The following is a 23483-nucleotide window of genomic DNA, read 5'->3' as shown; positions in this document are numbered from 1 at the left end:
GGGATTTTTGAGGCGAGTGAGGCAAAGGGAATGAAAGCCATGAAGTGTGATTTGGCTCAGCAGAATATTGCATTGGCGGCATATGGAGAGATCTCCGACGACGCCAACCACCAACTTGAACAGCACCTTCTGGAATGCGAGGAGTGCCGTCGCGATATGCAGGCGATGCGCGGCCTCAAGACCACGATGGCGCTCTATCCGGTGGAAGAGCCATCGTCGGCGATCGTGGCGCGGGCGCGCATGCGCCTGGAGGAAGCGCTCGACAACATGCCGCACGGCAGCTGGCTGGTGCGGCTCGCACAGACTGTCACCCGCAGCGTGGGCCGCTTGCGCGCAGCTCCGGTAATGGCGTCGCTGCTGCTGCTCGTGGGGCTCGGAGCAGGGGGATACGGTGGATATGTGGCCGGACTCAAAGCGCATGATGCAGAACAGTCGAAGCTCGTTTTGAATCTTGGCCAGCCCCCTGCTACGACGGAAGATAACCCCGCGCAGATTGCAAATGTGAGCGGAATCATACGCGAGCCAAACTCTGAAATCGTGAAGGTGAACTACAACAGGCTGGTGCCGGAGACGATGCAGGGCTCCCTCGACGATCCACGCATTCGCCAGCTCCTGCTGCTGGGCACGCAGAACAACGTGAATCCGGGAGTCAGCGACGACTCCGTAGATTTGTTGGCCAACGAGTGCCGCAACGGACATCAGTGCGATGACGGTCCGATTCGCAATGCGTTGATGGTCGCCCTCCGCTACGACAAGAACGCCAACGTGCGCATGAAGGCTCTGGAAGGGCTGCAGCCCTACATTGCTGAAGACATGCGGGTGCGCGATGCTGTCCTCGAATCCCTGATGAAGGACTCCGATCCGCGCGTCCGCTCGCAGGCCATCAATTTGATTGAACCGGTGGAAAGTGATTCGAGCGTACGCGAAGTCTTGCACACCGTCGCGACACAGGATCAAAATGCTCAAATCCGTACCGTTTCGCGGCAGGTTCTGCAGCAATTACCGGAAATTCAATAACGGTGCTGATAACGTTTCAATAGAGAGAAAAGTCCTAAAAACAGGAAGGACTCACAGATTGAGGCGCACATATGAAACACTTTTTGAGGCTGGGTTGGACGATACTTGCTGCGGGCGGGGCTACGCTCACAGTATGCAATAACCAGGTTGCGGCGCAGCCGATAACCGTTTTCAACGATACCTCCGCATACCTCGCCCACAGCTCACAGAGCTATCTCGGCGTAAACATCCGCGACATCGACAATGACCGCGCGGCCGAACTAAAGCTCAAGGATGTGCATGGCGCGGAAATCACGACCGTTGATCATGATGCTCCCGCGAACAAGGCAGGGCTCAAGGTTCATGACGTTGTTCTCGAAATGAACGGGCAGCGCGTAGAAGGCGCTGAACAATTGCGGCGGATGCTGCGGGAAACACCACCAGGGCACACTGTCAAGTTTGTGATCAGTCGCGACGGGCAGCAGCAGAACATTTCCGTGGAACTTGGCGACCGCGCCAAGGTGGAAGCCAACGCCTGGTCGCAGCACTTTACTGTGCCTGATCCGAGTGAACCGCAAACGGCGCAGGGCCTCGCGGCTCCCTCGACACGTGGTTTCGGCAACGGCTTCTTTGGAGTGTTCACCACCAGCGGCCTCTATATCGGCGCGGATGTGGACGTGCTCAGCACGCAGCTTGCGAGCTATTTCGGCGTGAGTGACGGAACCGGACTGCTGGTCAAGAGCGTAGACGAGAACAGCCCCGCAGCCACCGCCGGTCTCAAAGCTGGCGATGTCATCACCAAGGTGAACAATGACAACATGGCATCGCGCGCGGACTGGATGAAGGTGTTGCACAACAACCGCGGCAAGCAGGTGCAGCTTACCGTAATGCGCGACAAGAAGGAGCAGAAGCTGAACCTGCAGGCCGGAGAGCCGAAGAAGAAAGGCGAGTTGGAACTACCGGAATTCTGCCCGGATGTGTTCGTATATGACGAGCCGGACCTGAAGGTAAGGATGAATGGCGCCCTCGCCATGCTGGATTCCGGCGATCTGGACAGCGCCGTAAGGAGCACGGATGCCGTGAAACTCTCGCAAAAGGCCTTGGACTCCATCGATTTGAGAATGTTGCAGCCACTGCTTGAGCAACAGATCCAGATTCTCGACGACGATTTGGCCGATCAGGACGAGCTTCAGTAGAAACGGATCTCATTTAGGCTTTCTGAATCCAGGGCGCATCTGCGGGCGAATCGAGAACTTCTTTGTTACCAATGGCCTGAACGATATAAACAGAATTGCAGCCTGATTCAGGATACTTCTCGCTGCTTGCCCGCTCAGGTGCCGATTGCCCCCACTCAAGTGCCGGTTTCGCCACTCTAAGCGCTGGACTCGCCCTACCCTATCTCCCTGTGTTTCAATAAGAAGAGCATGCCAGCAGCAAGCCAACCGACAATCGGCCGCCGCATCAAGGCGGCCAGCCGCAAAGTGCGCGAACTCGCGCTTGTGGGCCATGCGCTCGCCTCCACGCGGCATCCGGTGATGGCACAAATTGTGCCCATGCGCCGGTGCAACCTGGCCTGTACCTACTGCAACGAGTACGACGATGTTTCAAAGCCGGTTCCCATCGATGAGATGGTGCGCCGCATCGATCAGCTGGCGCGACTTGGCACCAGTATCATCACGATTTCCGGCGGCGAACCCCTGCTGCATCCGGAACTCGATCAGGTCATCTCCCGTATTCGCCACCATGGTCGCGTGGCCGGCATGATCACCAATGGCTACCTGCTCGTTCCTGAGCGCATCCAGCGCCTGAACAACGCAGGTCTCGACCACCTGCAGATTTCGATCGATAACGTGCAGCCGGATGAAATCTCGAAGAAGAGCCTCAAGGTTCTCGACAAGAAATTGCAGTGGCTCTCTGAGCACGCCAATTTCCACATCAACATCAATTCTGTGGTCGGCGGCGGCATCAAGAATCCCCAAGACGCCCTTACCATAGGGCGGCGCGCAATCGAACTGGGCTTTACTTCGACGATCGGCATCATCCACGATGGCGACGGCCAGCTGAAGCCGCTTGGCGGAGAAGAGCGCAGCGTATGGAACGAGATGCGCAGCTGGAAGAAAAAGAACTACTCGCAGTTCAACCAGTTTCAGGAAGCCATCGCCAACGCCCAGCCCAACGACTGGCGCTGTCGCGCAGGCTCACGCTATCTCTACATCTGCGAGGACGGTCTCGTACACTACTGTTCACAGCAGCGCGGATTTCCCGGCGTTCCGCTGGGTGAGTACTCAAAGGCCGACCTGAAGCGTGAATTCCTGACCGAAAAGACCTGCGCTCCGCATTGCACCATAAGCTGCGTGCATCAGATCTCCTATATTGACCACTGGCGTGCACCACAGAGCACGACCACTACACCAGGCGCAGCCGCCGGTCTCGTCAATATAGAGCTCTGAAGCTTTCCTCTGTAGCGAAGAAAGCACAGAATGCCGTCAGCCAATTCTTGATACCTTGGTGAAACCAAAAGGGCGAGCGAGTTACACCCACTCGCCGTTTCTCATTAGCGGTTCGGCTGTTCCTGCACTGGTAATGCCGTCGATATCGAGCTTGTCGGAGCCGATCATCCAGTCAACGTGGATGAGGCTGTCATTTGCTCCTTTCGCTGCCAATTGCACCGGTGTCAGCTTGTCGCCATCGATCAAGCATGAGCTATAAGCCTGCCCAAGCGCGATGTGGCATGCGGCATTCTCATCGAAGAGCGTGTTGAAGAAAAGGAGGCCGCTGGCTGCAATTGGCGACGAATGCGGCACCAGCGCCACTTCACCCAATCTCCGCGCACCATCATCGGTATCGATCAGCTTCTGCAATACCTCCTGACCTTTGGTAGCGCGAGCTTCAACAATTCGTCCACCTTCAAAGCGCACCTGAATGCCTTCGATCATGGTGCCTTGATGCGAGAGCGGCTTGGTGGCCGTCACTGTACCGTCCGCCCGATCCTTGTGAGGAGTGGTGAATACTTCCTCCGTCGGCATGTTAGGAATGCAATAGGCTCCGTTGCCTGCGGTTGTTCCACCGCCGAGCCAGAGATGATCGTCCGCAAGGCCGAGGCGGAAGTCCGTTCCTGGCCCACGATACTGCAGCGCCGCATAGCGCTTTTTATTCAGAAACTCGGCGCGCTTGTGCAGTCCGGCGTCATGGGTTTTCCAGGCTGCGACAGGGTCGTCGGCATCGACACGCGACGAGGCGAAGATTGCATCCCACAGTTTAGACAACGCAACGTCGGGGGCATCGTCGGGAAACACCGATGCCGCCCAAGCTGGAGTGGCGCTGGCAACGATCGTCCAATTGATCTCGTGTCGCGTGATCAACTCAAGCGCCGGACGATAGACCTTCGACACAGCCCGGTTGGCGCGTCCGACCTTCTCTGGGTCTTCATTTGAGAGCAGCGACGGATTCGCCCCGGCAATCGCCAGACGCGCTGCTCCGCTCTTGAAAGCGGCCCCCATGCCGTCGTAGAGCCAGCCGGGAGCACGGTCGAAGCTTTCGTAGGGTGCAAGCCTGTAGCGCATAAGCGCCGCTTCGTCGTCGCTAAAGAGCGTTGTAACCAGCGAAGCACCGGCGCGATAGGCATGTTCCGTGATCCGGCGAGCCAACGGCACCGTATCAAGCGAAGCGGTCATCACCAGTTCCTGCCCGCGCTCCAGGCCGAGCCCGACGCGCACGGCCACCTCGGCAAGGCGATCAAGTTTCTGCTCATGAGTAAGCTGTTCGGTAGCAACTGCGGCAGTGGTCATGCTTCCAGTTTATGCCTTCCGTTGCGCGCAGGCGACTCGGGGAATCCCTTGGAGGTCATCGACGAAGCTGACGCTCTTCCAGCCTGAAAGAAGCTGCGCGACAGCTCTTCGCTGTCCCAGCCCCATTTCTATCAGCAGCCAGCCGCCAGGCTTGAGCGCGGCGTGCGCCTGGGGAATCAGCCGCTCATAAATATCCATGCCCGAAGGACCGGCAAAAAGTGCTGCAGCCGGTTCATAGTCGCGGACCTGCGGCTCCAGTGTGGCGCGGTCTTCCTCCGCAATGTACGGAGGATTTGAAACAATCGCGTCGAAGCGTTCACTGGCAACAGCACTCAACAAATCGGACTTCAGAAACCGCATTCGCTCATTGACGTGATGGGTTTCAGCGTTGCGTCGGGCCAGGGCAAGCGCAGATTCTGAGATGTCGAGCGCAGTAATGAATGCCTGCGGTAGATTGTGTGCCAAGGCAACGCCAATTGCACCAGAACCTGTCCCGACATCGGCTATCTGGTGTTGTCGATCTAACGCAGTGCGCACCAGCACGGCCTCGACCAAATGTTCTGTCTCTGGACGCGGAATCAGAACATCGGGGGTAACCCAGAATGTAAGCCCGAAAAACTCCTGCTCGCCGAGAATGTACTGTATAGGCTCATGTGCAGCGCGACGACGCAGCCACGCCTCATACTGCGCCTGCTGCTCCGCGGCCAGTTCAGTCTCTGGATGCATCAGTAGATACGCGCGGTCCCGCTTGATGGCGTGGAGAAGCAACAACTCAGCATCCCGACGCGGTTGTGCCACGATGCCTTCCAGCTGACCTTCTCCATACAAGACGGCCCGACGAAGTGAGGTCGATTCCATGGCTTTCAAGTGGCGCGCATGTCACCGTGCGCGAGATACTTAGACGGCAGAGGCAGTCTCGGCCTTCAAGCGTTCTGCATTGAAATACGAGGTCAGGGCATCGATCACAGGTTGCAATCTGCCATCCATCATGTCGGTCAGTTGGTGGATGGTTAATCCGATGCGGTGATCGGTCAGACGGTTCTGCGGGAAATTGTAGGTGCGGATCTTCTCGCTGCGATCGCCGGAACCGACCTGCTGCTTGCGTTCCTTCGCCAAAGCTTGCTGCTGTTTCTCCATCTCAATTTCATAGAGACGGGCGCGAAGCACGCGCATGCCTTTTTCGCGGTTCTTGATCTGCGACTTTTCGTCCTGGCAGCTGACGACCGTGTTGGTCGGAATGTGCGTGATGCGGACGGCAGAGTACGTCGTATTTACCGACTGGCCACCAGGCCCTGAGGAGCAGAAGGTGTCAATTCGGAGATCCTTTGCTTCGATCTTGATGTCCACGTCTTCAGCTTCCGGCAGCACGGCTACCGTTATGGCAGAAGTATGCACGCGCCCTTGCGTTTCCGTTGCAGGAACACGCTGTACACGATGTACACCACTCTCATATTTCATCTGCGAGAAGACCTTGTCGCCCTCGATGATGGCGATGACTTCCTTCAATCCGCCGACAGACGACTCAGAGCTTGAAAGCACTTCGACTTTCCAGCGACGTTGCTCGGCAAAACGCGAATACATGCGGAAGATCTCATAGGCAAAGAGTGATGCTTCGTCGCCGCCGGTGCCGGCACGGATTTCGAGGATAACGTTCTTCTCGTCGTTCGGGTCCTTCGGCAGAAGCGCGAGCTTGAGTTCTTCTTCGAGTTTCGGCAGGCGCTCTTCAAGCTGCGCGAGTTCTTCCTCAGCCATCGCGCGAATCTCGTCGTCGTCCTCATTCGCCATGGCCGTGGCATCGGCAATGCCAGTTTCGACCTGCTTATACTGGCGGTACTTTTCGACGACGGCTTCAAGATCACGGTGCTGCTTGGCGATCTTCTGATACTTCTGTGGATCCGAAACGATCTCTGGCAATGCGAGTTGTTGGCCCAGTTCTTCGTAACGACCTGCGATTTGTTCTAGACGCTCAAACATGGTGATCTCTCGTGCGCTCTGCGCGGTTGTACATGGATTCAATAAGAGAAAAACGCGAACGAATGTATCGGCGGCGGAAGCCGCTAGAGGAGAGCGCCGTTCTGGAGACTGAACTGCATTACCTTATTTTACCGCTCTTTCTCTCAATGAAAAAGCTCTATTTCTAAGCCGTGGGCGTGGGAAAGCCTTCAGCATCTATAGTCTATGAGATGAGCGCGCCTCTTCAAAGATTCGCGGAACTGTGCGAGCAGCTTTCTACTACCAACAAGAAGCTTGAAAAACGCTCACTTATCACGGACTACTTAAAGTCCTTGACATCTGAAGATGCGTCCAGAGCCACGCTCTTCCTGTCCGGGCAGCCATTTACCGAAATTGATAGCCGCACGCTCAACGTCGGCGGTTCGCTGTTGTCAAAGGTCGTCTCGCACCTCTCCGGCGCTGACCAAACCGCCATGTACGCGGCCTATCGGCGCAACGGTGACTTGGGGGCGGCTGCATTTGATCTGTTCCAAAGTCGCCAGAAAGTCCCTCAGGTACTGACACTGAAAGATATCGAACGGGCCCTTGAAGACATTGCCGCGGCCAAAGGTCCGACTGGAAAACAGCCCCGGCTTCTGGATTTGCTCGAAAAATCCACGCCTCTCGAAGCCAAATACCTTATCAAGCTCATGTCCGGCGACATGCGAATTGGCGTAAAGCAGAGCCTCGTGGAAGAAGCAATCGCATTTGCCTATAGTGCGCAGCCCGCCGAAGTTCGGCGGGCCATCATGCTCACAGGCAGTCTGCCGGAAGTCACGGCGATGGCGATTGCCGGCACACTCAACGAAGCGCATATGCGCCTTTTCCACGCGCTTGGATTCATGCTCGCCAGTCCCGTCGCGACGGTCGAAGAGGCCATCGAGCGTTTCACCGAAGAGATTGCTGCCGAACGCAGCGGCGTCTCAGAAGCTCTTCCTGAGGAAGAGCGCTTGGCGAAGCGAGTGGAAACGGCGGTCGATACGACCCCGCTACAAGCAATCCGCGAAGCGCAACTGGAAGACAAGTACGATGGCGTACGCGCTCAACTCCACTGCGGTGATCCAAGGGAGCCTGGACGCGTAGCGCTTTTCTCCCGGAATCGGGAAGACATCGGCGAAAGTTTCCCGGAACTAATCGAAGCCTTTGAGCATATTTCCGAACCCGCAATCCTTGATGGAGAAATTGTTGCCTGGAACCCGACCGATCAACGTGCTCTGCCTTTCACCTCGTTACAGCAACGGCTCGGGCGAAAGCGCGTCTCACGAGAGATGCGGGAGCGAACGCCTGTCGTTTTCGTCGCATTCGATCTTCTTTACTTGAAGGAAGAACTCCTGCTGGAGCGTCCTCTTAGCGAACGCAGGAGCGCACTTGAACAGTTCACTGAAAGCCATGAAACAGCGACGATGAACTGTGTTCAGAGGGGGCAGGCGGATCTCTTCGTCGATGATACGAATGATCATTTTCCTCGCCTGATCCTCGCTCCGGCTGTGCAACTACGGAGTGCTGAACAGCTTAACCGCGCCTATACAGAAGCGCGCGCGCGAGGCAACGAAGGCGTCATGCTGAAAGCGCGACTCAGCATCTATCAGCCCGGGCGGCGCGGCCTCGCATGGCTTAAGCTGAAGCGCGAACTGGCTACCCTCGATGTGGTAGTCACCGGCGCGGAATACGGTCACGGTCGCCGAGTAGGAGTGCTGAGTGACTATACCTTCGCGGTGCGAGATGGCGATGAACTGAAGAATATCGGCAAGGCCTACTCCGGCCTCACGGATGCCGAAATTGATGAGCTTACGGCGTTCTTCAAGGAACACACGCTCGAAGACTTTGGCGGGTTTCGTACGGTCGAACCTCTGATCGTTCTTGAAGTTGCCTTCAATAACATCATGCGCTCCGACCGCCATGACAGCGGCTTCGCGTTGCGTTTCCCCCGCATTCTACGAATCAGAATAGACAAGCCAGTGAGTGAGATCGATACCCTGGAACGGGCAGAAGAGATCTATAACACGCAGCCGGATAAACCACAAGACAGCTAAGAAACGGTAAGCATCAATGACTATGGCCATGATGTCCGTGGCCATGCGCATGCATCTGCACTTCCTCCACTGTCATCACGCATCCATGCGCCACTTCGCAATCCACATTCTCAAACTGAATCGTCGTGTGAGTAATGTGAAAACGATCATGCAGCGTCGTCTTGATCTGCTCGAGAATCCGGGCGCTTTCTGAAGGTGGAATATCAGGAATCGTCACATGGCTGGCCAGAGCGTGCGTCTGCGATCCGAGACTCCAGACGTGCAGATCATGCACATCCTCGACGCCGGAAATCCTGCACAGGGTCTCCCGAATATCGGATAGCGAAATACCGCGCGGCGTACCTTCCAGGAGAATATTCAGCGTTTCCCGCACGATGGACAGCGAGGACCAGATAATCAACGCAGCAATCGCCAGAGAAAGCACCGGATCGATCCACGATTGTCCCGTCCACAGAATCGCCGCACCGCCAACGATCACAGCAGCCGTTGAAAGAGTATCCCCCAGCATGTGAATAAACGTGCTTCGAATATTCACATCCGAATTCACGCGCCACAAAAGAGCGGCAATCACACCGTTCATCAGCACCCCAGCTGCGGCGACGATCATCATCAGGCGTGGCTGTACATGTACCGGCTCGCTTAGGCGATGGACCGCCTCGATCGCGATAAAGACCGCAATCACAATCAGCGTAAGCGCATTTACAAATCCCGCCAGCACGCCGGCGCGCTGATAGCCGAAGGTCTTCGCGTCAGTGGGAGGGCGGCTCTGGAAGTAAACCGCGACAAAGGAGAGCAGCAGAGCGAGGGCATCCGACACATTGTGCCCAGCCTCGGAGATCAGAGCTAGCGAGTGAGCCCGCAATCCAGCGATGAAGGTAAGCGCCACGTAGGCGAGGGTCGCCATCAGCGAGAGTTTCAATACTCGCTGCATCTTGCCTGTAGGCGCTCCGTGAACATGCATAAATCTAGTGTATGCCGCGCACGATCAAGGCTTCAACGAACTGCCGCGTGGCATGGCAGAAATCACGCCAGGGGAGCTGTCGAGGACTGAGGCGGATTGGGAACCACCCGTCGCGCGGCGGCTGAACTGGCTGTTCCGCGCAGGCCGCTCCACGTCTCAGCAATCACGATGCTGTTCTCAGGCTTGTGCGTGTCGTAGCGCACGGAGCAGGGAAAACCGAGCCGGCATTCGTGAAGATTCACCAAGTCGCACAGGGCAGTCACATCCTGCGAACATTCGTAAGCCACGCCGCCGATCTCATATTTATAGAGAATCAGCTGCATACCGACGGGTCGTCCGACCTCGTTTGCATCGAGCTCTGAAATATCGAGAAGCGTCCCATCGATGATGCGTCCCGTTTGCACCAGGAATTCGCGACGCTGGCGCTCAATCTCCTCTGCCGTAGGGCGCTTCCGCAGCGCAAAATAGACAGCCACACCGCCCAGGCACAGGGTGGCAGCCGCCAATGTTCCAACCACCTGAGGATCTCGAAGAGAAAATCCGTTCATAACCGCGTCTAAGAGCAGGATACCCCAGTCCGGCCCGGACAACACTGTGTCTTAACGGACTTTCCCTGCGACATTTTCCAATGCAGCGCCTGAAACGCCTCTCCACTGTCCACACTATTGGATGTGTCTATCGATGCGGATACAAAAATATGTCTTCTTTTAGGCGCACGCTGGCGTATGCTTGTGGGCGTTCCGAGGACGTTCTCCCCGCAGCATCCTTAGAAAATCTAAGACCTCTCAGGAGAGAATCCTATGCAATGCCCTTCGTGCCACAACGAAATCTCCCCTCAAGCTTCATTTTGCGGTTTCTGCGGAGCTTCCCTGGCTGCGGCACCGGCTGGAGGCCCGGCAGCTGCCCCGGCAGGTTATACCCCTGTGGGCGCCAGTTCGTACGCCGCTCCAGCAGCCGCCCCGGTATCTCCCGCAGCCGGCGGACTGTCAGAAAATGCCGCTGCCGCGATTGCTTATATCACTATCATCCCGGCCATCATTTTCCTGGTGCTTGAGCCATACAACAGAATGCGGCTGGTGAAATTCCATTCGATTCAGTGCATTGCGTTGCACGTGGCCTGGATCGCCGTGTGGATTGCCATCACAATCATGCACGTTGTGTTGCACTTCGTCCCGTTCATTTATGTGCTCTTTCTGCTCGTGGATCTAGCGATCTCGGTCGGCTTTTTCATTGTATGGCTGCTCTGCATCCTCAAAGCCAGCAAGGGCGAATACTTCAAGCTGCCAGTAATCGGCGATTTCGCAGCAAAGCAAGCCGGCGTCTAAGCGCTGCAGATCGTCAATGCTCAGGCTTTGGTGCGTTATACTCAAGCCTGAGCATGTCGAATCAAAAGTTGCCTTCGGCCACGGCTTCCCGTGGCATCTCCCCCTTGGAATTGAACTCCGCTACTGGTCGCAGGATCCGCTCGACCACGGTCGTCTGCGTGCGTCGTAACGGCAGCGTGGTGATGGCCGCCGACGGCCAGGTCACGCTCGGCGAGTCTGTCATCAAGCACTCGGCGAAGAAGATACGCCGCCTCTACCAGGACAAAATCCTCGCCGGATTTGCCGGATCGACCGCCGATGCTTTCTCGCTCTTCAGCCGTTTCGAGTCCAAACTGGAGCAGTATGCCGGAAACCTCGGCCGCTCCGCCGTCGAGCTGGCCAAGGAGTGGCGCACCGACAAGATGCTGCGCAATCTCGAAGCCCTGCTCATCGTCTCCGACCCGCACCAGACGTTTCTGCTCAGCGGATCGGGCGATGTGATCGAGCCCGACGAAGGCATCGCTGCCATTGGCAGCGGCGGGTCATTCGCACTGGCCTCTGCCCGCGCACTGTATGAGAACACCGACCTGTCAGCTCGCGATATTGCTGAGAAATCGCTGAAGATCGCCGGACAGATCTGCATCTACACCAACGACAAGATAACGATCGAAGAGCTGCACGCCTAATCCGCGTAGCCCGCCCTGAAGGAGCAGGCACATGGCCATCTATCTACCCGGCACCGCTGAAGACCAGGAACTCGCGCTTGAGGATCTGACCCCGCGCGAAATCGTCGCCGAGCTGGACAAGTACGTCGTAGGGCAGAAGGCCGCGAAGCGGGCCGTAGCTATTGCGTTACGGAATCGCATGCGCCGCCAGAAGCTTCCGCCCGATATAGCCGAAGAGATCATGCCCAAGAACATCATCATGATCGGGCCCACGGGCGTCGGCAAAACCGAAATCGCACGCCGCCTCGCGAAGCTCACCAACTCGCCATTTCTGAAGGTTGAAGCCTCTAAGTTCACCGAAGTTGGCTATGTAGGCCGCGACGTGGAAGCCATCGTGCGCGATCTGGTTGAGATCGCCATCGACATGGTGCGCGAAGAAAAGCTCGAAGAGGTAGAAGACAAGGCCGAGTTAAACGCAGAAGAGCGATTGCTCGATTTGCTGCTACCACCGCCAACGACCGCCCCGGCCCCTTCAACCGCACCTCAGAGCGAACCCGGCGGCAACACGCTCACCTTCCCGGCGCCGAGCAATGAATCGCATCAGCGCACACGCGAAAAGCTGCGCCAGCAGTTTCGCGAAGGCAAGCTCGATGACCGCATGGTCGAGATCGACGTGCGCGAACGCAACGCACCGTCTTTCGAAATCATCTCGAATCAGGGCGTTGAAGAGATGGACATCAACCTCAAGGATGTCCTGCCGAACATCTTTGGCCAGCGCACCAAGAAGCGCAAAATGAAGGTCGGCGAAGCCTTCGATTACCTCGTGCAGGAAGAAGAGCAGCGCCTCATCGACATGGATCAGGTCACGCGCACCGCCGTCGAGCGCGTCGAAAACTCCGGCATCGTCTTCCTCGACGAAATCGACAAGATCGCCGGACGCGAAGGCGGCCACGGACCCGATGTCTCGCGCGAAGGCGTGCAGCGCGACATCCTGCCTATCGTCGAAGGCACCACCGTCAACACGCGCTACGGCATGGTTCGCACCGACCACATCCTATTCATCGCCGCTGGAGCTTTCCACGTCTCGAAGCCCAGCGACCTGATCCCGGAACTGCAGGGCCGCTTTCCTATCCGCGTCGAGTTGCAATCGCTGACCGTGGAAGACTTCATCCGCATCCTACAAGAGCCGAAGTCCTCGCTGACCAAGCAATACATTGCCCTGTTAGACACGGAAGGCCTCAAGCTCGAATTCACGCCCGAGTCGCTCGAAGAGATCGCCCGCTTCGCCTTTCGCGTAAACGAAACGACAGAAAACATCGGCGCGCGACGCCTGCACACCATCATGGAACGCGTCCTCGACGAGATCAGCTTCCTCGCTCCCGACCTCACCAAGGCCGCCAAGAGCGACAGCAACGTGATCGATATCGCCGCCAGCGCCGAGAACAACGGAGCCACCGCGCCGCTGCCGATTATCGAACGCGATTCGGCGAATGGCCGCGAGAAGGTCGCCATCATCGATCCCGAGTATGTCCGTCAGATGGTCTCATCGATTGTGAAAGATCAGGATTTGTCGCGGTATATTTTGTAGTGACTCCCTGAGAAGAAAAGCCATCGCCAATTGCGATGGCTTTTTCTTTGTCATCCTGAGCGTAGCGAAGGATCTGTTTTTCTTTAAAAGCAAGAGCTATGAGCTCGTATGATCCAAAATAATCTTCCATCCCTCCGCCGACTTCTCCCACACCAGCGAAAAGATCCCCGAAGCATCCCCACCACCTGCCGCAGTACGCGTCAGATGATAATTCCCCGTGGCGACTGCATAGTTCGTCCCAAGCATCCGAATCTTCAGGTCGGAAAACTCCAAACTCCCCATCGCATCCTTCGTCGAATAGCTGGCCTTATAGCGCTCCATCACCTGCTGCCAGCCCTGTCGCATTGTCTTGCCGATAAACGTCGTATCCGGCGAATCCTTGTATCCCTGCATGAAAGCCGCAATATCGGCGCGGTTCCACGCCGAAACCTGATCCATCAGTACTTGCTTAATCGCGCTCTCGGCGTCCTGCGCAAAAACTGCTCGGATAGGAACAACCCAAAGCACGGCGAGCAATAACCAAGGCACAAAACGCTTCATTCGTCTCATCGTCATCCCCTCAACACTTCCACCTAGTTTGAATGCCGGCAGCAAAAAATTCTACGTCCAAATTCCGGTGGACGCGAATCACCCTCGAATGCGATCAAATAAGAGAGGTATCACCATGTCGGCTTCTATGGTCATGACTGAACCAACTCCGCACCTTTTCCCGCTGCCTCCGCAAGAAGTGATGGAGCGAGCTTATCTCGGAAGCGACGCGAGTTTCGATGGCGTCTTCTACACCGCCGTCAAAACGACGGGAATCTTCTGTCTGCCGTCCTGCAAGGCGAGAAAACCGTTCAAAGAGAACGTCGAATTCTTTGCCACTGTAAAAGAAGCCATCTTCGCCGGCTATCGCCCCTGCCTGCGTTGCAAACCGCTCGAACTGCACACAACGCCCGATTGGATCAAGCGTGTCCTCCGCGCTATCGACACCGAACCGGGGCGCAAATTCAGCGACCAGGATCTGCGCCTTCTCGGCAGCGACTCAGTCCGTGTCCGCCGCTATTTTGTAAAGCACTTCGGTCTCACCTTCCAGGCCTATTGCCGGGGACGCCGCCTCAGCCTCGCGCTCGAAAACATCCGCAAAGGCAGTTCCATCGACGACGCCGTCTTCGAAGCCGGATTCAACTCGCACAGCGGCTTCCGCGACAGCTTCACCAACACCTTCGGCCACCCTCCCGGCAAAATCGATGCCATCGATCCCATCCAACTGGCGTGGTTCGAAACACCCATGGGACCCATGATCGCCGGAGCGGTCCAGGCTGGCCTCTGCCTGCTTGAATTCACTGACCGTCGCATGCTCGAAACTGAGCTCAAGATGCTGCGCAAACACTTCCAGACGGTCACCGTGCCCGGCGAAAGCCCGCATCACGTCTCGCTCAGAAAAGAGCTCGAAGCATACTTCGCCAGGACACTCCGCACCTTCCAGACGAAGATCACACGCTTCGGCACGCCCTTTGAAGAGCGGGTCTGGGAGCAGCTCGATCAGATCCCCTACGGAACCACCATCTCGTACGAAGAACTAGCCCAGCGCCTCGGCAACCCTGGAGCCGTCCGCGCAGTAGGCCGAGCCAATGGCATGAACAAGCTGGGAATTATCGTCCCGTGCCACCGGGTCATCCGCAAAAGTGGCGACCTCGCCGGCTACGGGGGCGGCATCTGGAGAAAGCGCTTGCTGATCGATCTCGAACGCGGCGGTAGTTAAATGCGATTGTGTCTGCCAGAACACGGTCCTACAATTGAGCTATGGCCGCAAGGACAGTCCACACCGTCTGCTCGCATGATTGCCCCGACTCCTGCGGAGTACTCGTCACCATCGACGAGACGGGACGGGCAACGCGCGTGCAGGGTGACCCGAACCATCCGGTCACTCAGGGGTTTCTCTGCGGCAAAGTAGCCAAATATCTCGACCGCGTTTACTCACCTGATCGCCTGCTCTATCCTATGCGCCGCCGCGTCGGAGTCGCAAAAGGCCCGCTGTCTCAGGGCAAAGAAGCAGATGCCTTCGAACGCATCTCCTGGGACGAGGCCCTCGACACCATCGCTGCACGTCTCAAAAAGATCAGCGACGAACATGGGCCCGAATCGATCCTGCCCTATTCTTATGCCGGAACCATCGGCGTTCTCGGGTACGGCTCCATGGACCGCCGCTTCTTTCACCGTCTCGGAGCATCGCAGCTCGACCGGACAATCTGCTCGACTGCTGGTGGCGATGCGCTTCTCTCCGTTTATGGCCGCAAGCTGGGCACGGACACCGAGCACTTCCGCCGCGCACGCTACATCATCGCCTGGGGAGCGAACGTCCACGGCAACAACATTCATCTCTGGCCAATGATTGAAGAGGCTCGCCGCAATGGGGCGAAGCTCGTCGTCATCGATCCCTATAAAACCCGAACTGCCCGCGTCGCCGACTGGCACATCGCCATCAATCCCGGAACCGACGTGGCGCTTGCCCTCGGCATGATGCACATCATCCTGCGTGACGGCCTCGAAGACGCAGGTTACGTCGCGGAAAATACGCACGGCTTTGCTCAGATCAAAGAGCGCGCCGCCGAATATACTCCGGAGCGCGTTTCGCAGTGGACCGGCATTCCCATAGCCGACATCGGACGTCTCGCGCGCGAATACGCAACCACGACACCAGCAGTCATCCGCATGAATTACGGCATCCAGCGCGGCGAGAACGGCGGCCAGGCTTCCCGCGCGGTCGCCATGCTGCCTGCACTTGTCGGTGCCTGGAAGCACCTCGGTGGCGGCTTGCAGCTCTCAACCAGTGGCGCCTTCTCATGGGACAAGGTCACCATCGAGCGCCCTGATCTGATGTTCGCAAGCCCGATTAAGCGCCACTCTCGTATTGTCAATATGACCGAGCTGGGACATGCCCTAACCAGGCTCGATAATCCGCCGGTAAAGGCGCTTTTCGTCTACAACTCGAACCCCGCCGCCATCGCACCGGATCAGTCAAAGGTCCTCGAAGGCATGGCGCGCCTCGACCTCTTCACCGTCGTCCACGAGCAGTTCTTCACCGACACGGCCGACTACGCCGACATCTTGCTCCCCGCTACCACGTTCCTCGAACACAAGGATGTGCAGGGAGCCTACGGCCATTACTATGTCCAGATTTCGAATCCGGCCATCGAACCGTTAGGCGAAGCCCGCTCTAATGTTTGGCTCTTCTCGCAGCTGGCCCAGCGCATGAGCTTTGTTGAGCCATGCTTCCGCGACACCGCTGAAGACCTCATTGCGCAGGCGCTACGCACAGCCCAGCCTGAGAAGCAGGATGCGTGGATGGCCGGCATGACTGAAGAAACGCTAAACGCCGCTGGAGGCCATCAGCGCCTGCAATTTGCATCAGAGAGAGATGGCGAGCCGTTCCGTCCCTTCGCCAATGGGCCCTTTAAAACACCCAGCGGCAAGATCGAATTCTTCTCTGAGGCCTTGGCCGCTCAGGGTGTCGATCCGATTCCCTCATTTGTACCTCCGACAGAGTCGCGTCACACAAAGAACACCGCCTACCCCCTCGAGTTCCTCCCACGCAAGGCCGACCACTATATGAACTCGACTTTTGCCAACCTTCACGGACACCAAATGATGGAAGCTGCCCACTCAAACCGCCTTGAAATGCGTTCCAGCGATGCAGCAGCGCGCGGTATCTGTGAAGGCGACACCGTTGAAATCTTCAATGACCGGGGATCACTTCGGATGAAAGCCCATGTTAACGGCCATCTTCCCGAGGGAGTAGTGGCGAGCCGTCTCAACTGGAACAAGCTCTCACCCGGCGGAAACAACGTAAACCTTCTCACCTCGCAACGACTAACGGACTTTGGCGGCGGACCCACCTTCTACTCTACTCTCGTCGAAGTGCGAAAAGTCACCGCCTGAGCAGCGAAAACTCCTTCATTCCGATAGACTAAGAGCGGACCAATCGATGCCGTTCGCTGCGGGTTTCCAATGCGCTGGCTGTGGAGAGTGGAATGAAATTGTTGTTGACGAGTCAGCCGGCGGAAAGCAGTCCTATGTCGAGGATTGTCAGGTTTGTTGCAAACCAAACCTTCTCAGAATCGTCTGGAATGGTGAAGGTTTCGATGTCCATGCAGAACTGGAAAGCTAGCGGGTGGACTGGCATCCCCCGATGACCGTAAAGAGACGCCAAGATCCTCCGGAGTTGGGAACTGCGCCTCCGGTCACTTATAATCGCCTTTTCCTCAAGTTTCATCTGATTTTTTGCAGTGAGGGTGTGCCTATTTTTCCCGTCATGCGAGAGGGCGTGAGCTCTCCAATCAAAACAAGTCAGAATGCGAGCCGCAAATTCCGCCGCACGCTCAAGCCGTTGGCCTTCGTACTTCTTTGCTTTACCGTTTTTTCGGCGTGGGCACAGCAGCAGACGATTACCCAGATTCGCGTCATCGGCAACCGCCGCATCCCAAAAGAGACGATTCTCGCCCGCATGTTCAGCCATGAGAACGAGGCCTTCGACCCAACAACCGTCGAGCGCGACTTCAATTCTTTATGGAACACCGGCTACTTCGAAGACGTCCGCATCGAGCGCGAGGAGAATCCCAAGGGGGGAATCATTCTTGACGTCTATGTCCGCGAAAAGGCCACGATCCGTGAAATCAACTACAAAGGCTTGAACTCGGTCACACAGTCTGACGTACTAGACCGCCTGAAAAAGGAAAAGGTCGGCTTCTCCGTTGAAAGTCAGTACGACCCAACCCGCATCGCCCGCGTCGAGACTGTCATCAAGGAGCTGCTTTCCGAGCATGGCCGGCAATTCGCCACCATCAAGGCCGACGTAAAGACGATTCCGCCCGCCTCGGTGCAGGTGAACTTTATCGTCAAGGAAGGCCCCAAGGTTAAAGTTGGGAACATCAGTTTCACTGGCAACCAGCACCTCAGTTCGCGCGAGCTGCGTCTGGCCATGAAGAACCTGCGCCCGATCGGAATCCCGCACTCCATCATCTTCGAGAACCTTTTCGCCAAGACTTACGACGCCAGCAAGCTTGAAGAAGACGGAGAGCGCGTGCGCCAAGCCTACCGCGACAAGGGCTACTTCCGCGCCTCCACAGGCGAGCCGCTCAAGCATCTTCGCAACGAAAGCGGCCTGTCATTCTTCACCTTCCGCCCCCGCAAGGGCAAGCGCATCGACATCCGCATTCCCGTCGACGAAGGCGCACGCTACCGCCTCGGCACCATCACCTTCAAAGGCAACAAGGCTGTTCCCGACGCGAACCTCAAGGCCCTGCGTGCCCAGTTCCCAATCAAAGACGGCGAGTGGTTCAACTTCACCGCCTTCGGCAAAGGTCTGCAGAACCTGCAAAAAGCCTACGGCCAGCTCGGCTACATCAACTTCTCGGCGTCGCCCGAGCCAGTCATCGATGACGACCACAAGACCGTTTCCTTCGTCGTCGATCTCGAAGAAGGCAAGCCCTTCTACGTTTCCCGGATCGAGTTCCAAGGCAACACCGTTACCCGCGACTTCGTCATCCGACGTGAATTGCTGCTCGAAGAAGGCCAGGTCTACAACAGCCACCTCTGGGAGCTGAGCCTGTTGCGCCTCAATCAGCTCGATTATTTCAACCCGTTGAAGGTCGATCAGGACTCCGAAACGCATCAGAATCCGGAAGCAGGCACGGTGGATTTGCTCTTGAAGGTTACGGAAAAGGGCAAGAACTCCATCGGCCTCAACGGCGGCGTCAGTGGCCTGTCCGGCACCTTCCTCGGCCTGAATTACCAGACCAATAACTTTCTTGGATTGGGCGAAACGCTGAGCGTACAGGCCAGCGCCGGCAACCTGTCGCGCAACCTGCTCTTCGGCTTCAATGAGCCGTACCTGCGGAACAAGCCTGTCAGCCTTGGCTTCCAGCTCTACTCCAGCAAGTACGACTACAACTCGGCCAAGGCCTATAACCTCTCGGGCGCGGATGCGAACACCACGGCAGCTGTGAACTCGCTCACCCAGAACTACAACCAGTCAGTGACTGGCTTTACCGTGTCTGGCGCATATCCCATCCGTCACACGTTCAAGCGCATCGGCGTCACCTATTCGCTTAATCGTTCGTCGGTTACAACTTTCAGCGCCGCATCGCAAAATCTCTTCCAGACGCTGGCGTTCCGCAGCGGAATCCAGAACGGAAACTCGCTTGAGGGCATCGTCAACAGCATGATCTCCCTCAGCTATTCCTGGAACAAGCTGGATTCCAGCTACATGCCGCGTACCGGATCCTCCTTCTCGAGTGCCTTTCAGCTCGCGGGACTCTGGGGCAACGTGCGCTATTTCCAGCCGGTAATTGAATACAAGCAGTTCCGACCGGTTAAATGGTTCCACTTCAATAACGAAGGCCGGAATATTGTCGGATATCGTGTCCAGGCAAACTACATTCACGGCATCAGCGGCGATGTGGCGCCTCCTTTCAATCGCTTCTACGCCGGCGGCGAAGCTGATCTCCGCGGATTTGATATTCGCACCGCAACGCCGTACGGATTCGTGCCCACACGCGTTCTCTTCAACCTCACCAATCCGGACGGCACCTGCGTACCACGTGATCCAACCAATCCGCAGACCAACCAGTGCGTTCAGGTTCCCATTCCGGTTTACGGTATCGGCCCCATCGGCGGCGATACGCAGATCACCGGCAACGTTGAGTACCGCATTCCGCTCGTTGGACGTACCGCAGCACTCGAGTTTTTCGATGACTTCGGTATGAATATGGCGACTAGTAGCGGTCAGCTCAAGCAGAGCCCGCAAGGCTTCGATACGCTGAATGCTCCGCTCTATGGCTGCCCGAATTACGTGAATGGCGCTTGCGTAGGAGGCCAGACGATTCAGTTTGACCGCTATATCCGTCCAATTCCCGGAACCAATTACGTTCCGCGCATGTCACTTGGCGCGCAGATTTCGGTGATGATGCCGATCATCAACGCGCCGTTCCGTATCTACTACGCCTATAACCCGCTGCGCTTGTACGACAACATCAACGGTCAGAACCTGATCACTCGTAGCATGTTCCCGGCTGGCGGCGCTGGCGACTATAGCTATGCTCAGGCAACGCAGCTCTACGGCTCACTGTACGAACTCCGCGAACCGAACAAAACCTTCCGCCTGACGGTCAGCACGACCTTCTAAGCCCAGCTCAGAAACCGCAAAAGGCCATCCTCAAAAGGATGGCCTTTTTCTTGGCGGTCCATTTTGACTTTCCATCTAGCCCGCGATCTTACCAAATATGGATAGGAGTTTGTCGTCTTTTGATTGTCACTTTCCGATCTCCTTGTTAGAGAAACAAGGAGACAAGTCCATTGAGTACGACACATATCCAAACAGCAATTGTAAATTTCAGACAGTTTGTGAAACGATTCCAGTATGCTGGCATCGCGTTCGCGCTCAGTCTATTCAGCGTTTATCCCTTGCATGTTCTGGCGCAGGATAGCCATTCGCACGCGACGACGCATCAACAGCCAACCCCAGCGGCCCAGAGCCAGGCGAGTGCCCTGATCAATATTGTCAGGCAATCGACCGAACGGTTTAAGGACGTCTCCGTAGCTGAGGCCGAGGGCTATTCTCTCCAATTCGGCTGCGTAAGCGGACCCGATTCAGGAGCAATGGGTCTCCACTTTGTGAACTCGCTTCTAGTAAACCGTGGCGAGCTCGATCCCACACGTCCCCAGATCGTGATCTACGAACCAACACCGAATGGAGGGCTGCAACTGATAGGCGCCGATTTTCTGGTCCTCGCCGATGCGTGGGATAAGAAGAATCCAGGTCCTCCAGAACTCATGGGCCAGCTCTTTCACTACTTCGAGAGTCCCAATCGTTTCGGCTTGCCGGCCTTCTATACACTGCATGTCTGGGCGTGGAAAGACAATCCCAATGGCGCGTTCGTGAACTGGCATCCCAACGTTTCTTGCGAGCAGTTCGGCGGTAAGAACCCTTAACTTAAATTGAGGCGTACCACGCGCGGTGAGAAGCCGGCCCTGCTCGCATAGCCTTGGCACGATCCCAAGGTGCGGTCGTTTGTCGGGGACGATTCGCTTCACAATCACATCGGTTGAGCAAGAAATTAAAAAGGCCCCAGTTCAACTGGGGCCTTGGATTGTTCGTATAGCATTTACTCGTCTGCGCTACAGGCTAAGGCTGGGGCAGAACTAAAACCTCAACACCTGATGCGGCGTTGCTATCGCGAAAGACAGTTTCTGTTGCCTTCTTGAAATCTTCTGGCTTGGCATGCGGGATGTCGGTGAAGGTTTGCGGGTTGCGATCGACCAGCGGAAACCACGAACTCTGCACCTGCACCATAATGCAATGCCCCTTGCGGAAAGTGTGATTGAGATCGGGCATGGAGAAGTCGACCTCGGCCATCTTCCCTGGGGTCATGGTCTCGGGCTTCTCCCAGCTATCACGAAACTTCGCCCGCATCGGCTCGCCGCGCAGGAGCTGTTGATAGCCGCCCATCCGTAACGGTGGTGTGTCGATCACACGCTTGCCTGTCGTGCCGCCCGTATCCGGATCGGGATAGTCGTTGGGGTACACATCGATCAGTTTTACAACGAAGTCGGAGTCCGTACCCGTGGTTGCTACTTTCAGCTTCGGAGAAATCGGTCCGGCAATTGTTACGTCCTCTGTTAGTGGATCGGTCTGGTAGACAAGCACGTCCGTGCGCGAGGATGCGAAGCGTTGATCGTCGACCATGTAGCGTTGGGGAATCGTATCTGTTGTGTAACCGACGAAGGGAACGGGATGAGATGGATCGCTGATGTAATCGTCTGAACCCTCCTTTTCGACAGGAGGATCAAGGGAGAGCTTGCCACCGGCATGGAAGTAGAGCATCTTTGGCTTTGCCTGTGCTGGCGGCCAAGCGTCATAGGTGCGCCACACGTTTGTTCCAGTTTCAAATACGTAGGCCTTCGGCATCGGCGAGCCTTTGCCCTTCAAGTAGTACTCGAAAAACGGGAACTGAATATTTCTGCGGAAGAACTCGGCAGTTTTCGCGTTGAACTGCGCGTCTCCCAAATGGTCTCCGTCATTGCGCGCCCACCCACCATGCACCCACGGCCCTTCAACCAGCGTCGTGGCGGTCTCTGGATTGAATTTGTTGATTGCGTAAAAGGTGTTGTATGGTCCGGATAAGTCCTCTGCGTCGAACCATCCGCCTACAACGAGCACGGCGCATTTCACATTTTTCATGTGCTGTGAGAGGTCGCGCTCCTTCCAGTACTCGTCGTAGGTTGTGTGGAAGAGCTGGTCGTTGAAGAGTGGGTTGGAGCCCTTCAGGTACTTCTTATCGAGGTTCTCCGTTGCGCCCGCCTGCAGATAGAACTCATAGCCATTCGGCGTTCCCATCTGGAAGGGCACTTCACGCTTCGGCAGGGAAGGTTCTTCGAACGGCTTGAAGGATGTATAGAAGCCGAAGTTTGCACCCAACATGAATGCCCCGCCATGATAGGCATCATCGCCTTTGAAGAGGTTCGTCATGGGCGCCTGCGGTGATGCTGCCTTCAGCGCAGGGTGCGAATCGATGATGCTGGCTGAGGTATAAAAGCCGGGGTAGGAGATCCCCCAAATGCCTGCCTTGCCATTGTTGTTTTGCACATGTTTCAGCAGATACTCCAGCGTGTCGTACATGTCAGAGCTGTCGTCGACGTCTTGCGGCGACTTCTTGTCGACAATGTGCGGGTGCATTTCGACGAACTTTCCCTCGGACAGGTAGCGCCCGCGCACATCCTGGTAAACGAAGATGTAGCCCGCCTTCTCGAATTCGTCGGACGGCCCGAGAGTCTTTTTGTATTGATCCTCGCCATACGGAGCAACACTGTAGGGAGTGCGATCAATCATGAATGGATAACTCTGCGAAGTGTCTTTGGGCACGTAGACAGAAGTGAATAGATGCACGCCATCGCGCATGGGAATGCGATATTCGTACTTGGTATAGTGCGCCTTTACGTAATCTTCTTCGGGAGTTGCCGGCTTTTCCTGAGCTCTGGCTTCTACTGGAAGCAGGCTGGCAAGAAGACACAACAGGATTAAGTAAATCGAACGGACCCTCTTCATGAAACCTCAGGCATAGTGGAGTGGAAAAGGACAGTCTAAACGCATCGCGGGCTTAGCGACTCATTTTTA

19 protein-coding genes are annotated in these 23483 nt (G+C 56.6%); 12 read left to right on the top strand and 7 right to left on the bottom strand.

The window, feature by feature from the left end; genetic code table 11:
• Nucleotides 1-39 precede the first annotated feature (39 nt).
• From H7849_RS22725 to H7849_RS22715, 3 genes are all read left to right on the top strand, one after another.
• Nucleotides 40-1017: an anti-sigma factor family protein gene (locus H7849_RS22725; protein ID WP_186742760.1), complete on the top strand. Its 978-nt coding sequence runs from the start codon at nucleotides 40-42 to the stop codon at nucleotides 1015-1017.
• 71 nt (nucleotides 1018-1088) lie between these two features.
• Complete coding sequence (locus H7849_RS22720) at nucleotides 1089-2192, top strand: PDZ domain-containing protein (RefSeq protein ID WP_186742759.1); 1104 nt, start codon at nucleotides 1089-1091, stop codon at nucleotides 2190-2192.
• Nucleotides 2193-2420: 228 nt separating this feature from the next.
• The gene (locus H7849_RS22715) at nucleotides 2421-3446 is read left to right on the top strand and encodes a radical SAM protein (protein ID WP_186742758.1); all 1026 of its coding nucleotides are present in this window, start codon (nucleotides 2421-2423) and stop codon (nucleotides 3444-3446) included.
• Nucleotides 3447-3527: 81 nt separating this feature from the next.
• On the opposite strand, the gene H7849_RS22710 is transcribed toward H7849_RS22715, so the two are convergent.
• Genes H7849_RS22710 through prfA form a run of 3 tightly spaced genes read right to left on the bottom strand, consistent with a single transcriptional unit; the run spans nucleotide 3528 to nucleotide 6758 of the window.
• Nucleotides 3528-4784, bottom strand: coding sequence for an aminopeptidase (locus H7849_RS22710; RefSeq protein ID WP_186742757.1), 1257 nt, complete (start codon nucleotides 4782-4784; stop codon nucleotides 3528-3530).
• Between the two features lie 9 nt (nucleotides 4785-4793).
• Nucleotides 4794-5642: a peptide chain release factor N(5)-glutamine methyltransferase gene (gene prmC, locus H7849_RS22705; protein WP_186742756.1), complete on the bottom strand. Its 849-nt coding sequence runs from the start codon at nucleotides 5640-5642 to the stop codon at nucleotides 4794-4796.
• A 39-nt stretch (nucleotides 5643-5681) separates the two neighbouring features.
• The gene (gene prfA, locus H7849_RS22700) at nucleotides 5682-6758 is read right to left on the bottom strand and encodes a peptide chain release factor 1 (protein ID WP_186742754.1); all 1077 of its coding nucleotides are present in this window, start codon (nucleotides 6756-6758) and stop codon (nucleotides 5682-5684) included.
• A 209-nt stretch (nucleotides 6759-6967) separates the two neighbouring features.
• Between prfA and H7849_RS22695 the strand changes: the two genes are divergently transcribed.
• A complete protein-coding gene (locus H7849_RS22695; RefSeq protein ID WP_186742752.1) occupies nucleotides 6968-8809 on the top strand; it encodes an ATP-dependent DNA ligase in 1842 nt (613 codons plus the stop codon).
• 13 nt (nucleotides 8810-8822) lie between these two features.
• Here the strand turns inward: H7849_RS22695 and H7849_RS22690 are convergent, their stop codons facing one another.
• Together H7849_RS22690 and H7849_RS22685 are read right to left on the bottom strand one after the other, a co-directional pair.
• Nucleotides 8823-9740, bottom strand: coding sequence for a cation diffusion facilitator family transporter (locus H7849_RS22690; protein ID WP_251106421.1), 918 nt, complete (start codon nucleotides 9738-9740; stop codon nucleotides 8823-8825).
• Between the two features lie 92 nt (nucleotides 9741-9832).
• A complete protein-coding gene (locus H7849_RS22685) occupies nucleotides 9833-10318 on the bottom strand; it encodes a hypothetical protein (protein WP_186742748.1) in 486 nt (161 codons plus the stop codon).
• 252 nt (nucleotides 10319-10570) lie between these two features.
• Here H7849_RS22685 and H7849_RS22680 point away from each other — a divergent pair, with 252 nt between their 5' ends.
• From H7849_RS22680 to hslU, 3 genes are read left to right on the top strand one after another with little or no spacing between them, the layout of a single operon-like run.
• Nucleotides 10571-11095, top strand: coding sequence for a zinc-ribbon domain-containing protein (locus tag H7849_RS22680; protein ID WP_186742747.1), 525 nt, complete (start codon nucleotides 10571-10573; stop codon nucleotides 11093-11095).
• Between the two features lie 53 nt (nucleotides 11096-11148).
• Nucleotides 11149-11760 carry an ATP-dependent protease subunit HslV gene (gene hslV, locus H7849_RS22675; protein ID WP_285288910.1) on the top strand — a complete coding sequence of 204 codons (612 nt, stop codon included), beginning with the start codon at nucleotides 11149-11151 and terminating at the stop codon, nucleotides 11758-11760.
• A 31-nt stretch (nucleotides 11761-11791) separates the two neighbouring features.
• Entirely contained in the window at nucleotides 11792-13327 is a 1536-nt protein-coding gene (gene hslU, locus H7849_RS22670) for an ATP-dependent protease ATPase subunit HslU (protein ID WP_186742745.1), read from the top strand.
• Nucleotides 13328-13423: 96 nt separating this feature from the next.
• On the opposite strand, the gene H7849_RS22665 is transcribed toward hslU, so the two are convergent.
• Nucleotides 13424-13876, bottom strand: a complete 453-nt coding sequence (locus H7849_RS22665) for a YybH family protein (protein WP_186742743.1) — start codon at nucleotides 13874-13876, stop codon at nucleotides 13424-13426.
• Between the two features lie 115 nt (nucleotides 13877-13991).
• On the opposite strand from H7849_RS22665, the gene H7849_RS22660 reads away from it, so the two are divergent.
• The 5 genes from H7849_RS22660 to H7849_RS22640 all read left to right on the top strand — a co-directional run bounded on the left by H7849_RS22660 (nucleotide 13992) and on the right by H7849_RS22640 (nucleotide 21301).
• Nucleotides 13992-15074 carry a bifunctional transcriptional activator/DNA repair enzyme AdaA gene (locus H7849_RS22660; RefSeq protein WP_222439725.1) on the top strand — a complete coding sequence of 361 codons (1083 nt, stop codon included), beginning with the start codon at nucleotides 13992-13994 and terminating at the stop codon, nucleotides 15072-15074.
• Between the two features lie 41 nt (nucleotides 15075-15115).
• Nucleotides 15116-17251, top strand: a complete 2136-nt coding sequence (locus H7849_RS22655; RefSeq protein ID WP_186742741.1) for a molybdopterin-containing oxidoreductase family protein — start codon at nucleotides 15116-15118, stop codon at nucleotides 17249-17251.
• A gap of 46 nt (nucleotides 17252-17297) precedes the next feature.
• On the top strand, nucleotides 17298-17480 hold the full coding sequence (locus H7849_RS22650) for a CPXCG motif-containing cysteine-rich protein (protein ID WP_186742739.1): 183 nt from the start codon (nucleotides 17298-17300) through the stop codon (nucleotides 17478-17480).
• Between the two features lie 156 nt (nucleotides 17481-17636).
• Complete coding sequence (gene bamA / locus H7849_RS22645; RefSeq protein ID WP_251106420.1) at nucleotides 17637-20495, top strand: outer membrane protein assembly factor BamA; 2859 nt, start codon at nucleotides 17637-17639, stop codon at nucleotides 20493-20495.
• 170 nt (nucleotides 20496-20665) lie between these two features.
• The gene (locus tag H7849_RS22640; RefSeq protein WP_186742737.1) at nucleotides 20666-21301 is read left to right on the top strand and encodes a hypothetical protein; all 636 of its coding nucleotides are present in this window, start codon (nucleotides 20666-20668) and stop codon (nucleotides 21299-21301) included.
• A gap of 193 nt (nucleotides 21302-21494) precedes the next feature.
• Here H7849_RS22640 and H7849_RS22635 read toward each other — a convergent pair whose 3' ends face one another.
• Nucleotides 21495-23414, bottom strand: coding sequence for a CocE/NonD family hydrolase (locus H7849_RS22635; protein ID WP_186742736.1), 1920 nt, complete (start codon nucleotides 23412-23414; stop codon nucleotides 21495-21497).
• Nucleotides 23415-23483 lie beyond the last annotated feature (69 nt).

This window comes from Alloacidobacterium dinghuense (assembly GCF_014274465.1).
In the GTDB taxonomy this organism is placed as follows: domain Bacteria; phylum Acidobacteriota; class Terriglobia; order Terriglobales; family Acidobacteriaceae; genus Alloacidobacterium; species Alloacidobacterium dinghuense.
The sequence above is the reverse complement of the archived record's forward strand: the minus strand, read 5'-3'. Positions and strand labels throughout refer to the sequence as shown.

What these genes read in the sequence shown, in the direction of transcription:
- H7849_RS22725 (WP_186742760.1), top strand. Translation starts at nt 40, where the DNA reads ATGAAGTGTGATTTGGCTCAGCAGAATATTGCATTGGCGGCATATGGA.
- H7849_RS22720 (WP_186742759.1), top strand. Translation starts at nt 1,089, where the DNA reads ATGAAACACTTTTTGAGGCTGGGTTGGACGATACTTGCTGCGGGCGGG.
- H7849_RS22715 (WP_186742758.1), top strand. Translation starts at nt 2,421, where the DNA reads ATGCCAGCAGCAAGCCAACCGACAATCGGCCGCCGCATCAAGGCGGCC.
- H7849_RS22710 (WP_186742757.1), bottom strand. Translation starts at nt 4,784, where the DNA reads ATGACCACTGCCGCAGTTGCTACCGAACAGCTTACTCATGAGCAGAAA.
- prmC (WP_186742756.1), bottom strand. Translation starts at nt 5,642, where the DNA reads ATGGAATCGACCTCACTTCGTCGGGCCGTCTTGTATGGAGAAGGTCAG.
- prfA (WP_186742754.1), bottom strand. Translation starts at nt 6,758, where the DNA reads ATGTTTGAGCGTCTAGAACAAATCGCAGGTCGTTACGAAGAACTGGGC.
- H7849_RS22695 (WP_186742752.1), top strand. Translation starts at nt 6,968, where the DNA reads ATGAGCGCGCCTCTTCAAAGATTCGCGGAACTGTGCGAGCAGCTTTCT.
- H7849_RS22690 (WP_251106421.1), bottom strand. Translation starts at nt 9,740, where the DNA reads ATGCAGCGAGTATTGAAACTCTCGCTGATGGCGACCCTCGCCTACGTG.
- H7849_RS22685 (WP_186742748.1), bottom strand. Translation starts at nt 10,318, where the DNA reads ATGAACGGATTTTCTCTTCGAGATCCTCAGGTGGTTGGAACATTGGCG.
- H7849_RS22680 (WP_186742747.1), top strand. Translation starts at nt 10,571, where the DNA reads ATGCAATGCCCTTCGTGCCACAACGAAATCTCCCCTCAAGCTTCATTT.
- hslV (WP_285288910.1), top strand. Translation starts at nt 11,149, where the DNA reads ATGTCGAATCAAAAGTTGCCTTCGGCCACGGCTTCCCGTGGCATCTCC.
- hslU (WP_186742745.1), top strand. Translation starts at nt 11,792, where the DNA reads ATGGCCATCTATCTACCCGGCACCGCTGAAGACCAGGAACTCGCGCTT.
- H7849_RS22665 (WP_186742743.1), bottom strand. Translation starts at nt 13,876, where the DNA reads ATGAGACGAATGAAGCGTTTTGTGCCTTGGTTATTGCTCGCCGTGCTT.
- H7849_RS22660 (WP_222439725.1), top strand. Translation starts at nt 13,992, where the DNA reads ATGTCGGCTTCTATGGTCATGACTGAACCAACTCCGCACCTTTTCCCG.
- H7849_RS22655 (WP_186742741.1), top strand. Translation starts at nt 15,116, where the DNA reads ATGGCCGCAAGGACAGTCCACACCGTCTGCTCGCATGATTGCCCCGAC.
- H7849_RS22650 (WP_186742739.1), top strand. Translation starts at nt 17,298, where the DNA reads ATGCCGTTCGCTGCGGGTTTCCAATGCGCTGGCTGTGGAGAGTGGAAT.
- H7849_RS22635 (WP_186742736.1), bottom strand. Translation starts at nt 23,414, where the DNA reads ATGAAGAGGGTCCGTTCGATTTACTTAATCCTGTTGTGTCTTCTTGCC.